This is a genomic window from Sphaerimonospora mesophila, assembly GCF_001417795.1.
In the GTDB taxonomy this organism is placed as follows: domain Bacteria; phylum Actinomycetota; class Actinomycetes; order Streptosporangiales; family Streptosporangiaceae; genus Sphaerimonospora; species Sphaerimonospora mesophila.
Genome location: NZ_BCBX01000030.1, coordinates 56,961 through 70,200, shown reverse-complemented (window position 1 = coordinate 70,200; position 13,240 = coordinate 56,961). Strand labels below are relative to the sequence as shown.

Here is a 13,240-nt window from a genome sequence, read left to right as displayed (position 1 = left end):
CGCCCCTCCCGTCACCAGCGCCGACGTTCGATCCCGAGCCCGAGGGCCTCGGCGACCTCGGCCACGTTGTGGAACCTGAAATGCTCGGGAAGCCGGCGGACCGCCTCGATCACGGCGTCCGGGGCGTTCCTGTCCTCGGCGTGCGCCAGCAGCTTTCCCTGATCGGCCGGGTAGCCGGCGTCGCTCAGCCACTTGGCGAGGTTGCTCCGGCGCTCCACGTCGACGGGGGTGATCCCATGGGGGGTTCCCGGTTCGTGCCGCGGTGAGTAACTCCGGGACTCGAGGTCCTCCTCGGGCAGATGAGACGGCTCGGGTTCCTTCCACTCCTGCGCATGACTCGAACCCGATCCGCGTACGAGGCCCTCCGTCTCGTGCTTCTGCTCATCGTCGAGGCGTGGACCGTGCTTGGCGCTCCCGCGTTGGATACTCATGACCTCACCTCCCGATTAGGGTCACTGTCGTGCCTCGTACCCGTGGCGACCGCGCCAAACATGGTGTGCGTCCGGGCCCGCGCGCCGCATCCGATCCCGGTGGGCGATGGGGGTCCACCGTTGGTCGTGACCGGGAACCGCGCCGTCCGGGTGGACACGAGGCGGACGGCATCCGCCGGGGAGGGTGTCCTGCGGCAGGCCGATCCGCTGCCGGTCGGGTGGGCGGATGCCGTACTGTTCGGGGTGCTAAAGGGGGAGATTTCATGACAATTGGTAAAGAATTGCTGCACGGTCTGTGCCGTACGGTCAAGCGGACCCCATGATTGGGCGCGGAAGGCTATCCTCGCGAGCCGGGACGACGGCTACCCGCAAGTCCAAGGCATGGGAGATCAGGTAGATGAAACCGCCGCTGCTGCTCATCGGTCATGGCACACACGATGAGACCGGCGTGGCCGAGTTCGGCCGGTTCGTTCATCGGCTCCGCTGCCGCCTCGACGGGCTTCCCGCCGAGGTGAGCGGCGGCTTCATCACGAAGGCGCGCCCGCCGCTCAGCGACTCCATCTCATCCCTGGTCACCCGGGGTCACCACCACATGATCGCGGTGCCGCTGAGCCTCACCGGCGACCGGCACGCCCTCGGCGACATTCCGGGCACGCTGGCGCTGGAGCAGGAGCGGCACCCCACCCTCGAATACGATCTCGGCCGCCCCCTCGGCCCCGATCCCCGGGTGCTCGAACTGCTCGCGGAACGGCTCGCCGACGCCCGCGCGGAGATGCCGAGGTTCGTGACCGAGGAAGCGCCCGAGGAGATCGGACCGGCCGAGACCGCCGTCGTGCTGGTCGGCCACGGCTCGACCGACCCCGCCGTGAACGCCGAGGTCCACCGGGTGTCCCGGCTCTTCTGGGAGACCCACGCCGGCGACCTGCTCACGGTGGAGACGGCCTATGTGTCGCACAGCCGTCCCGGCGTGCCCGGTGGTCTGGAGCGGTGCCGCAGGCTCGGCGCCAAGCGGGTCATCGTCTTGCCCTACGTCCTGTTCGCCGGTGCCGTGCTCGAGCGGATCTGGGCGCAGGCGCTGGCCTACGGCGCCAATCACGAGGGGCTCGACATCCGGTGCGCCGAGGTGATCGGCGACTGCGAGGGCCTGGCCGACGTCGTCATCGATCGGTACGAGGAGGCGCTCGCCGGGGTCGGCCTGCCGTCCGCGGACCGCCGGAACGCGTTCGACGAGATCGACACGGTGCCCGACACTGAGATCGACACCAAGCTCGACAGGGAGATCGACACGGAGATCGGCGCCGGGGCGGACTCGGAGCTCGACCGTGAGATCGAGACGGAGATCGAGACGGAGATCGGATCGGAGCCGATGCCCCGGCCCGGCGTCCCCAGCGCCGTTTGAACAGGTCCGGTAGGCCGTTTGAGCAGGCCCGGTAGACGGTCGCGCCGAGCCGGCTCCGAGACCGTGCCGAGCCTGTACGAGACCGTTCCGGGGCCGCGACGAGGAGCATGAGCGATGACGTCGATCGACGAGACGATCTCGGCCATCCGGCCGATCGACCCCGAGGCGATGGCGGAGGCACGGGCGCATCAGGACCGGCTCACCAAGCCGCGCGGCTCCCTCGGGGCGCTGGAGGACGTCGCGGTACGGCTGGCCGGCATCGCGGCCGCGTGCCCCCCTCCGCTGCCTACGCCGGTCGCGCTCGCCATCTTCGCCGCCGACCACGGTGTGCACACCCGGGGCGTCTCGCCCTGGCCGCAGGAGGTCACCGCCCAGATGGTGGCCAACTTCACGGCCGGCGGAGCGGTGGCCAACGCGTTCGCAGCGCAGGTGGGGGCCACGGTCACCGTCGTGGACGTGGGCGTGGCGGCCGACCTGCCGTCGGCGCCCGGCCTGATCTCCCGCAAGATCGCGTACGGCACGGCCGACCTGTCCCGCGGGCCCGCGATGACGGCCGAGCAGGTCGGGCAGGCCCTCGCGGCCGGGGCCGAGGTCGCACGCGACCTGGTGGCGGCCGGCCACCGCTGCCTGATCACCGGTGACATGGGGATCGCGAACACCACCGCGTCCGCCGCCCTGATCTGCGCGTTCGCCGGTCGGGATCCCGAGTCGGCGACGGGGCGGGGGACCGGTGTCGACGACGCCACCCATCGGCACAAGATCGAGGTCGTACGGCAGGCGCTGCTGGCCAACGGAATCCCCGTGACGGGAGCTCGGCCGGAGGACGGGCCCGAGGACGCGCTTCGGGTGCTCGCCGCGGTCGGCGGCCTGGAACACGCGGCGATCGCCGGGTTCCTCCTCGGCGCGGCGGCCGAGCGGGTGCCGGTCATCCTTGACGGAGTGATCGCGGGGTCGGCCGCGCTGGCGGCCGCAGCGCTCGTGCCGGACGTCGTCGGCTACTGCGTGGCGGGTCACCGGTCGGCCGAGCCGGGCCACGCCGCCGCCCTGGCGCACCTCGGCCTGCGCCCCCTGGTGGATCTGGAGCTGCGTCTCGGCGAGGGCACCGGCGGTCTGCTCGCCCACCCGCTGGTCGCCGCCGCTGCGCGGGTCATGCACGAGGTCGCCACCTTCGACGCGGCCGGTGTGGCAGAGAAGAACGCATGAGGCACCATGGATCGGGCCCGGAGGACGATGCCGCGGGCGGTGCCGTCGTCCGCCGCGCCGACACGCTCGGGGCCCAACCGGTGGATGCCGTCGCGACCCGACGGTAGGTTTGCTTCCTAACAAGGCATGCTTGACGGATTGGGAGACAGGGGTCATGGCGCCCTACCTGCTCGGCCTACGCCTCGACGGGCGGCGGGTGCTCGTCGTCGGCGGCGGACGTGTCGCCCAGCGGCGGATCCCCGCGATGCTCGCCGCCGGCGCTTCGGTGACCCTCGTCTCGCCCAGCGTCACCCCGGCCCTCGACGATCTCATCGCGGCCGGCCGGGTGACCTGGGAGCCCCGGCCCTACCAGGTCGGCGACTGCGACGGCGCCTGGCTGGTGCACACCTGCACAGATCAGCGAGACGTGAACACGGCGGTCGCCGCCGAGGCGGACGCGAAGCGGATCTGGTGCGTGCGCGCCGACGACAAGGACGCCTCGGCGGCCTGGACGCCGGCCGGCGGACGCGTCGGCGAGGTGAGCGTGGCCGTGACCGCCGGAGGCGATCCCCGGCGTGCCGCGGGGATCCGCGACGCCGTGGTCGGCGCGCTGCGCGACGGCACCGTCGACGCCCGCCGCCACCGCACCAAGCCCGTCGGCGTCGCACTGATCGGCGGAGGGCCAGGAGACCCCGGACTGATCACCGTCCGGGGCCGGCAGTTGCTCGCGCAGGCCGACGTGGTCGTCGCCGACCGTCTCGCGCCCCGGGCCCTGCTCGACGAGCTGTCGCCCGACGTCGAACTCATCGACGCGGCCAAGGTTCCGTACGGCCGCTCGCTCTCCCAAGACAAGATCAACGAGCTGCTCGTCGAGCGTGCCCGCGAGGGCAAGTTCGTGGTCAGGCTGAAGGGCGGCGACCCGTTCGTCTTCGGCCGCGGCGGCGAGGAGGCCATCGCCTGCGCGCGGGCGGGCATCCCGGTGGTCGTGGTGCCCGGTGTCAGCAGCGCGGTGGCGGTCCCCGCTTCGGCGGGCGTCCCCGTCACCCACCGCGGCGTCAGCCAGGACTTCCATGTGGTCTCCGTGCACGTCCCACCCGGTGACCCCCGGTCCACAGTCGACTGGCCGGCCCTGGCGAGATCGCGAGGGACGCTGATCCTCCTGATGGCGGTCGAGCGGATCACGGAGATAGCCGACACTCTGCTTAGAGAGGGACGTTCACCGGAAACTCCCGCAATGGTGGTACAGGACGGTACGCTTCCGACGCAGCGAGCCGTCTCCGCCACGCTGTCGACGGTGGCGGAACGGGTAGCCGCGGTCGGGGTACGGCCACCGGCGATCGCGATCATCGGCGAGGTCGTCAGAGTCGGCCAGGAGATCGAAATGGTGCGAGCGGAGCGGATCCCGTGAAATCCGCAGCCAGGCAGACGCCGGACGATTCCGCGAGCGGGGGCGGTGCCGCCGTGCCCGCGGATCCTGCCGTCGACGCGCACTCCATGACGCCGGATGAGCACGGCACGCGGGGGGAGACGGAGACGCCTGGCGAGCAGACCATCGCGTTCCGGGCGATCGATGCCGACGACCCCGGCCCGCGTCCCTCCGACACCGGAGCGGCCCGGCCCGCCTCCGCCGACGACGACACGGTGACCGACGCCGGCGGTTCCCCTGCCGGTGCGGCCGACCACGGCACCACCGACGGCGCCGAGGCGGACGAGCCCGAGGCGGACCCCGGAACCGGCCGCGAAGACGACACTCCCGAGACGGGTGGGTCCGAGCGCGACGGGTCCGTAGCCGCCGAGTCTCGGGAAAGCGCGGCTCGGGAGGACGACAGGCCGAGGGAGACTCCGGCCGGCGGCCGGCCCCGCCGGGAGCTGCCGTTGCCGGAGCCGGTGTCGGCGGCGCTGACCGAGGCGCTGAACCAGCTCCGCGTGGCGGTCAAGGGGCTGCACTTCGGGCTCGATGTGCCGGGATCGGACGAGGCGCGCAAGGCGCAGGCGGCCGTCTTGGCCCAGCTCGACGACTACGTCATCCCACGCGTCCACCTCAGCACGGCGCCCGCCCTGATCGTCGTGGCCGGCTCGACCGGCGCGGGCAAGTCGACCCTGGTCAACACGCTCGCCGCGCAGAAGGTCACGGCCACCGGAGTGCGCCGTCCGACGACCGCGACGCCCGTGCTCGCCTGCCATCCCGACGACTACGAGTGGTACGCCACGGGCGACCTGCTCGGCGGCTTGACCAGGCCCGGCGGTCCGGACGGCGATGCGGGACCGGGCGGGGTGACGCTGGTCCCGACGCCACGGCTGCCCCAGGACGTGGCACTCCTGGACACCCCGGACATCGACTCGGTCGTCGAGGAGCACCACGAGATCGCCCACCGGATGCTCGACGCGGCGGATCTGTGGATGTTCGTGACCACGGCGGCCCGGTACGCCGACGCCCCCTCCTGGGGACTGCTGCGCCGGGCCAAGGAACGCGGTGCGCGGCTGGTCATCGTGCTCTCCCGGGTGCCCGCGAAGTCCCGCGACGTCATCGTCAAGCACTTCGGGCGGATGCTCGACGAGTACGGCCTGGGCGAGGTCGAGCGTTTCGTGATCAACGAGACGGCGGTCAGGGACGGCCGGCTGCCCGAAGCGGAGATCGCCGAGCTGCGGATGTGGCTGGCCGAGCTGTCCGTCGACGACCAGCGGCGCGCCTCGGCCGTACGAGCGACGCTGAACGGCGTGTTCAACAGCTTCCGGATCCGGCTGCCCGCCCTCGCCCGCCACCTGGAGACCCAGGTGGCCCTCCGGGCCGACCTGCGTTCGGACGTCGACGCGGCCTACGCGGGCGTGCTCACCGAGATCGACGAGGCCACCCGCAACGGTTCGCTGCTGCGTGGTGAGGTGCTGGCCCGCTGGCAGGACTTCGCCGGATCCGGTGACCTCATGCGCACGCTCCAGTTGCGGCGTGGCGGCAAGAGCCGGCAACAGGGGCCGGAACGGGTCCTGGCGCTCAGATCGGCCCTGCGCACGGCACTGGAATCCATGATCGTTTCAGCCGCCCAGCGGGCGGCCGAAGACGTCGTCGTCCGCTGGGGGCACCGGGCCGGGGCGGGCGACCGGCTGGCCGCCACCCCGGGTCTGGGCCGCCACTCCGAGGAACTGGTGCGCAGGACGGCCGGCGCGATCACGTCCTGGCAGGACTACGTGACCGAGCTGATCCGGACCGAGGGCGTGACCAAGCGATCGGTGGCGAAGATCATCTCGTTCGACGTCGAATCGCTCGCGTTGATCTTCACCGTCGGCCTGCTCGGGTACGGCTCCACCGACATGACGGCGGTCGGCACCGGCACCAGTTCGCTGCCCCAGCGGCTGCTGCGCGGGCTGCTCGGCGCTGAGTCGCTGCGTAGCATCGGTGCCAAGGCCCGTAGCGATCTACGTGCGCGGATCGGCCTGCTCTTCGACGAGGAGATGCTTCGTTACGTGGACGTTCTGGACAGTGCCGGGATTCCGGACGAGGCCGCCGCCACCCGGTTGTACCAGGCGACCTACAACCTCGAGGCGGCGCGATGACCGAGCGTGTCCGCGGCCTGAGATTCCGTACACTCGCCCGCGATCCGAGGTTCCGTACGCGCGCCTCCGGTACGGAGTTCCGTACGCGCGCCTCCGGCACCGGGTCCAATACGCGCGCCTCCGGCACGACGGGGAGGAGTCGATGAGCGCTGTCAGTACGGCGGAGAGGCAGCACGGGCTGGGAACTCGGCTCGCGGCTCTCTCCCAGATCGTCGAACTCGGCCAGGGCAGGGTGGAACCGGCCCTGCTGACCGAGGCCGCGCAACTGCTGCTGCGGGCCGGTGACCGGATGAAGCTCTCGCCGGATCACACCGTGGTGGCCCTGGCCGGGGGCACCGGAAGCGGCAAGTCGTCCCTGTTCAACGCCGTCTCCGGGCTGGAGCTCTCGCCGATCGGGGTGAGGCGGCCGACCACGGCGCGCACCCACGCCTGCGTGTGGGGGCTCGACGGCGCCGGCCCGCTGCTCGACTGGCTGCAGATCCAGTGGCGGCACCGCTTCGCCCGTGCCAGCGCGCTCGACAAGGGTGAGAGCAGGCTCCACGGTCTCATCCTGCTCGACCTGCCCGATCACGACTCGATCAGGGCGCTCACCGACCCCGAGGCCCACCGGCTGATCCAGGCGGCCGACCTGATCGTCTGGGTGCTCGACCCGCAGAAGTACGCCGACGCGTCCGTTCACCGGCGCTACGTCACCGATCTGGCCGGGCACGACGCGGTGACCGTCTTCGTGCTGAACCAGTGCGACCGCCTCACGCCCGAGGAGCAGGCCGAGTGCGTCGCCGACCTGGAGGATCTGCTCGGGCGTGAGGGCGTCGCCCATCCCCGGGTGATCGCGACCTCGGCCACCACCGGCGGGGGAATCGACGACCTCAAGGCCGTCCTGGCCGAGTCCGTCGTCGCCCGCAGGGCCGCGCACCAGCGACTGGAGGCCGACCTCGACCGGCTGATGCTGCGCCTCGCCGCGGACCTGCCGGAGATCCGGTACGTCGAGCCGGCCATCGACGCCACCCGCAGGGCGGGGCTGACGGACGCGCTGTGCGACGCCGTCGGCGTCTCCGCGCTCGGTGAGGCCATCGAGAACGTGTACGGCGTACGCTCCCTCGACTGGGTCGGCTGGCCGTACGCCCGGTGGGCCGCGAGGCTGCGGCCCGATCCCGCGAGCAGCCTGCGGCTCGGCGGGGTGAAGGAGGAGATCCGCGGCCTCGTCGGCAGCACGGTCAGCGCCCAGCCCGCCGAGGTGGACAACGCCGTGCTGTCCCTGGCCAACGGGCTGTCCACCGGCATGCCCGAGGTGTGGCAGCGCGGGGTGCGCGAGGCCGCGCGGTCACGGCCCGGACGCATCACCGAGGCGCTGTCGCGCGAGCTCGCCCAGGTCGCTCCGCCGCTCGACCGGGTGCCCGCCTGGTGGTGGCTGCTCAAGATCTGGCAGTACCTGCTGGTCGTGACCTCCCTGGCCGGGCTCGCCTGGGGCGGCTCCATCCTCGCGTACGGGGTTTTCAAGCTCGGCAGCCCGCCCGCCGAACCGCTCGGCGACGTCACGATGCTGCCCTGGCTGGGATTGTTGGTGATCGGCGCGCTCGTGTTCGGCCTCCTGTCCGGGGTGGCCGGCAGGAATTTCGTACTGCTCGACGCGAGCAGGGAACGCGACCGCATGGAGCGCGACATGCGACGCCGGGTCGGCGCGCTCACCAACGACATGGTCATCGAACCGGTGGAGCGGGAGTTGCGCCGCTACAACGAGTACTTCGACGCCATGGCCACCGCCAACCGCTGAGCCCCGCGCGGCGGCCAGAACGCGAGTTGTCCACAGAACGGGGTTCGGCGCCGCGGCGCCCGGGTGGCGCGGGCCAAGGTGGGCTGCGGGTCCGGCGAGCGTCCGGACCCGTGGGAGGCACTCCATGAGCGACATCTACGTCACGCTGAGCGGGAACGTCACCAAAGACCCCGAGCAGTTCCGGTTCGCGGACGGCTCGCGTGTCACGACCATGCGGATGGCCGTCAACCGGCGGTTCCTCGACCCGCAGTCCAACACCTGGCAGAACAGGGACACCACCTTCTACACGATCCGCTGCTTCCGCAGGCTCGGCGACAACGTCCAGCAGTCGATCCGTAAGGGTCAACCGGTCGTGGTGTACGGCAGGCTCCGCGTCAAGCAGTACGAACGCAACGGGGAGCAGCGCTACTGGGTCGAGGTCGAGGCCATCTCGGTGGGCCATGACCTGAAGTACGGCATCACCGCGTTCGAAAGACCCTTCCGGAGCTACGCGCACCCCGTGCCGGTCGAGGAGGACCGACAGGAGATGGAGGAGGCCGTGAGCCGGTGGGAGCTCACCTCCGCCGAGGCGCCCGGGCCGCCGGACGAGGACCCGCCCGGGGCGTGGGAAAGCGGCACGCCGCACGGGCCGGTCGCCGGGGCAGGCGCACGGGTCCGTACGGCAGGCGACGGAACGCCGCCGCCCGAGGACGAGATCGAGGGCGACGACGGCCCCGACGGCCACACGGGGGATGACGGCGTGGGAGACGACGGCACCGGGAGCGGCGAGGTCCGGCCGCTGGCCGCCTGATCTCGTCTCCCGGAGGTCTGCCGTCGCGGGCACGTCGTGGGCCGGTGGGTTCCGGGGGCTCGGGAGCTGCGCCGCCTCGAGGTGTGCGCCGCCGCCCGGGGTCTGTGCCACCTCGAGGTCTGTGCCACCTCGAGGTCTGTGCTGGCTCCAGGTCTGATGCCGCCTCGGGTCTGTGCCGCCTGAGAATGTGTGCCATCTGAGGGCTGTGCCGTCTTGGGACCGGTGATGCGGTGGGTCCGGAACCGGACCCTTGTGACAGGTCACCGCATGCCAACGTAGTGGTTCCCGTCGCGTTCCGCACCCTCCGCAACTATTGTGTTACACATCGTGAGATGCTGTTTTGGGTGCGTTGGGGGGTGGCATGACGGCAACGGGTCAGACCTCTGTGAAGCCGCGAGACGCCATCTGCTCGCCGGGCCGGTGGCCCCTGCTGGCCCAGTCGCGTGCGCTCGTGGCCTACCTGTGCGCGATCGTCACGCTCGATCTGGTCGTGATCGGGGTCCTGGCGAAATCGACGGAATTCCGTCTCGCCGACCTCGCGACGTTCGCCGCGCTCACGGGTTGCGGGGCCGTGTGCATCGAGGCGACCCGCCGTCTCGGCATGCCGGCCGGGGTGCCCCGCGACCTGCTGTCGGCATGGTGGCTGCCGGTGGCTTTCCTGCTGCCGCCGGTTTACGCGCTGCTGGCGCCCGTTCCCCTGCAGATCCTGCTCCAGCTCCGGGTGCGGGCGACGGTTCTGTACCGGAGGGTCTTCACCTCGGCCGCCGTCGGGCTGGCGGCCGGCACGGCGTCGGTGCTGTTCCATTCATGGACCGGCGACCGCGTGGGGCTGTTCGGGACCGCCGGGCCGTTCGACGGCGCCGCGATGCCCTGGAGCGTGGGTCTGCCCGGACTCGACGGGGTGCTGGCGGATGCCGGATCGGTGGCCGGCGGCCTGTCCGCCGGCGCCGGGCAGGCCATCGCCGTCGCGGTGCTGTGCGCCATCGTCTTCACGGTGCTCAACACCGCCCTCATCGCCGTCGCCGCCCACGCGGCCGATCCGGAGGGCCGGTGGGGCGAGGTCCTGTGGGACCGTGAGCGCCTTCTGCTCGACGCGGTGGAGTTGTGCCTCGGTGTGATCGTCGCCGTGCTCTGCGGGCTCAATCTTGCGCTGCTGCTGCTCCTGCTGCCGCCCGTCGTGCTGCTCCAGCGCAGCCTGCTGCACGCCCAGTTGCAGGCGGCGGCGCGAACCGATCCCAAGACCGGGCTGCTCAACGCGGCGGCCTGGCAGCGTGAGGCCGACACGGAGATCGGCCGGGCACAGCGCATGGGCAACTCGCTCGCGCTGGTCCTGGTGGACATCGACCATTTCAAGAAGGTCAACGACACCTATGGCCACCTCGTCGGAGATCAGGTGCTGATCCAGGTGGCCGCGACACTGCGCAGTCAGCTCCGCGAATACGACGTGGTGGGCCGGTTCGGCGGCGAGGAGTTCGTCGTGCTGCTGCCGGGCGCTGACGTGCACGAGGCGCGACGGGTGGCCGAGCGGCTGCGCACCCGGGTGGGCCGGATGGCGGTCGCCGCCGAGCAGGCGATGGTCACGGTGACGGTCTCGGCCGGGGTCGCCGTCATGAACCTGCACGGCGCCGACCTCATCGAGTTGCTCGCCGCCGCCGATCTCGCCCTGTACCGGGCCAAGGAACTGGGCAGGGACCGCATCTGCCTGCCCGCCACCCCGGCCGCGCCGCCCCCGCGCAGGGCGGACGGCGCCACCGGCGGCATCCCCTAGCGTCCTGACCGGCCGCGGGCGGCGACTTTCCCTCCGCTCCGCGGAAAGCCCGAGCCGGCGAGGAGCCTTCCGCAGGTGAGGCGCGGCCCGGGGCGACGTGACCGGGCAAAGCTTGGGGGAAGGGGGACTAGGCTGGGGGGCATGCCGGAGTACATCTACACGATGCAGCGCGTGCGCAAGGCGCACGGAGACAAGGTGGTCCTCGACGACGTCACGCTGTCGTTCCTCCCCGGGGCCAAGATCGGAGTCCTGGGCCCGAACGGCACGGGCAAGTCGACGCTGCTCAAGATGATGGCCGGGCTGGAGCAGCCATCCAACGGCGAGGCCCGTCTGATGCCCGGCTTCACGGTCGGCATCCTCATGCAGGAGCCGAAGCTGAACGAGTCCAAGACCGTGCTCGGCAACGTCGAGGAGGGCGTCGCCGAGACCAAGGCCATGCTCGACCGGTTCAACGAGATCGCCGAGCAGATGGCGACCGACTACAGCGACGAGCTCCTGGCGGAGATGGGCAAGCTCCAGGACGCTCTGGACCACCGCAACGCCTGGGACCTGGACAGCCAGCTCGAGCAGGCGATGGACGCGCTGCGCTGTCCGCCGCCCGACGCCGACGTCACCAAGCTCTCCGGTGGCGAGCGCCGCCGGGTCGCCCTGTGCAAGCTGCTGCTGGAGCAGCCGGACCTGCTGCTGCTCGACGAGCCCACCAACCACCTCGACGCGGAAAGCGTCCAATGGCTGGAGCAGCACCTGGAGAAGTATCCCGGCACGATCCTGTCCGTCACCCACGACCGTTACTTCCTCGACAACGTCGCCGGGTGGATTCTGGAGCTCGACCGGGGCCGCTGCTACGTCTACGAGGGCAACTACTCCACCTACCTGGAGGCCAAGGCCGCCCGCCTCAAGGTGGAGGGGCAGAAGGACGTCAAGCGCAAGAAGCGCCTGGAGGAGGAGCTGGAGTGGGTGCGCTCCAACGCCCGTGCCCGCCAGACCAAGAGCCGGGCCCGCCTGCAGCGCTACGAGGAGATGGCGGCCGAGGCCGACAAGTACCGCAAGCTCGACTTCGAGGAGATCCAGATCCCGCCGGGCCCGCGCCTGGGCACCACGGTCATTCGGGCCGAGAACCTGACGAAGGGCTTCGGCGAGCGCCTGCTGATGGACGGGCTCTCCTTCGATCTGCCCCGTAACGGCATCGTCGGCATCATCGGTCCCAACGGTGTGGGCAAGACCACGCTGTTCCGCATGATCACCGGTGAGGAGAGCCCGAACGAGGGATCGATCAAGATCGGTGACACCGTCAAGATCTCCTACGTGGACCAGGGCCGTGGCGGGATCGACCCGAAGAAGAACGTCTGGGAGGTCGTCTCCGACGGGCTCGACCACATCAAGGTCGGCCACGTGGAGATGCCCTCGCGGGCGTACGTCGCGGCGTTCGGGTTCAAGGGACCGGACCAGCAGAAGCTCGCCGGCGTCCTGTCCGGCGGTGAGCGCAACCGGCTCAACCTGGCGCTGACCCTCAAGCAGGGCGGCAACGTGCTGCTGCTCGACGAGCCCACCAACGACCTCGACACCGAGACCCTGTCCAGTCTGGAGAACGCGCTGCTCGAGTTCCCGGGCTGCGCCGTGATCACCTCGCACGACCGGTGGTTCCTCGACCGCATCGCCACCCACATCCTGGCGTGGGAAGAGGGCTCGAGCTGGTTCTGGTTCGAGGGCAACTTCGCCGACTACGAGAAGAACAAGATCGAGCGGCTGGGCGCGGACGCGGCCCGCCCGCACCGGGTCACCTACCGCAAGCTCACCCGCGACTGACCCGCGTACGACCGACGGACAGCGGACCACCCGCACCCCCGGCGCCGTTCCGGGGCCGCGGGTGGTCTACGTTGCTGCCGTGACCGACTTCCATCGCCAGACGACGTGCCAGGCGCCCGGCGACACCGGAACCGCCGGCCGATTCGTCTTCGAGCGCCCGGTGCGTTTCGCCGACATCGACAACCTGGGCCACGTGAACAACGTCCGTTTCTTCGACTACCTCGAGGACGCGCGGGTGGCCATGTTCCACCCGATGCGGCGGCGGGAGAGCGGTGGCGCCCGACCGGGCATGGTGGTCGCCCGGCACGAGATCGACTATCGGCGAGCCCTCGATTTCAGGATCGAGCCGGTCCGGGTGGAGCTCTGGGTGACCGAGATCACCTCCGTACGGTTCAACCTGGCCTACGAGATCCGCGACGACGACGCCCTCTACGTCGAGGCGCGCAGCGTGATGGTCGCCTATGACGTCGACAACGCCCGTCCACGCCGGCTCGGCCAGGACGAGATCGCGCATCTGAAGCGGTTCCTCGTCACGTCCTGA

At 71.0% G+C, this 13,240-nt stretch carries 10 protein-coding genes; 9 read left to right on the top strand and 1 reads right to left on the bottom strand.

From position 1 onward, the window contains the following. Positions 1–11 precede the first annotated feature (11 nt). Positions 12–431, bottom strand: coding sequence for a DUF2795 domain-containing protein (locus tag AP234_RS00465; RefSeq protein WP_055477506.1), 420 nt, complete (start codon positions 429–431; stop codon positions 12–14). A gap of 397 nt (positions 432–828) precedes the next feature. On the opposite strand from AP234_RS00465, the gene AP234_RS00460 reads away from it, so the two are divergent. The 9 genes from AP234_RS00460 to AP234_RS00420 all read left to right on the top strand — a co-directional run bounded on the left by AP234_RS00460 (position 829) and on the right by AP234_RS00420 (position 13,240). Then, positions 829–1,830, top strand: coding sequence for a sirohydrochlorin chelatase (locus AP234_RS00460; RefSeq protein WP_200926175.1), 1,002 nt, complete (start codon positions 829–831; stop codon positions 1,828–1,830). A 114-nt stretch (positions 1,831–1,944) separates the two neighbouring features. Beyond that, on the top strand, positions 1,945–3,033 hold the full coding sequence (gene cobT / locus AP234_RS00455) for a nicotinate-nucleotide--dimethylbenzimidazole phosphoribosyltransferase (RefSeq protein ID WP_055477505.1): 1,089 nt from the start codon (positions 1,945–1,947) through the stop codon (positions 3,031–3,033). A gap of 154 nt (positions 3,034–3,187) precedes the next feature. Beyond that, positions 3,188–4,420, top strand: coding sequence for a uroporphyrinogen-III C-methyltransferase (gene cobA, locus AP234_RS00450; RefSeq protein WP_055477504.1), 1,233 nt, complete (start codon positions 3,188–3,190; stop codon positions 4,418–4,420). Beyond that, entirely contained in the window at positions 4,417–6,561 is a 2,145-nt protein-coding gene (locus AP234_RS00445) for a GTPase (protein ID WP_235557889.1), read from the top strand. Before cobA ends, AP234_RS00445 begins: the two co-directional genes overlap by 4 nt. 142 nt (positions 6,562–6,703) lie before the next feature. Next, positions 6,704–8,335, top strand: a complete 1,632-nt coding sequence (locus AP234_RS00440) for a GTPase family protein (RefSeq protein WP_055477503.1) — start codon at positions 6,704–6,706, stop codon at positions 8,333–8,335. Between the two features lie 124 nt (positions 8,336–8,459). Next, the gene (locus AP234_RS00435) at positions 8,460–9,125 is read left to right on the top strand and encodes a single-stranded DNA-binding protein (protein ID WP_055477502.1); all 666 of its coding nucleotides are present in this window, start codon (positions 8,460–8,462) and stop codon (positions 9,123–9,125) included. Between the two features lie 361 nt (positions 9,126–9,486). Continuing rightward, positions 9,487–10,893: a GGDEF domain-containing protein gene (locus tag AP234_RS00430; RefSeq protein ID WP_055477501.1), complete on the top strand. Its 1,407-nt coding sequence runs from the start codon at positions 9,487–9,489 to the stop codon at positions 10,891–10,893. Positions 10,894–11,034: 141 nt separating this feature from the next. Continuing rightward, positions 11,035–12,699 carry an energy-dependent translational throttle protein EttA gene (gene ettA, locus AP234_RS00425; RefSeq protein WP_055477500.1) on the top strand — a complete coding sequence of 555 codons (1,665 nt, stop codon included), beginning with the start codon at positions 11,035–11,037 and terminating at the stop codon, positions 12,697–12,699. Positions 12,700–12,778: 79 nt separating this feature from the next. Further along, positions 12,779–13,240, top strand: coding sequence for an acyl-CoA thioesterase (locus tag AP234_RS00420; protein ID WP_063842711.1), 462 nt, complete (start codon positions 12,779–12,781; stop codon positions 13,238–13,240).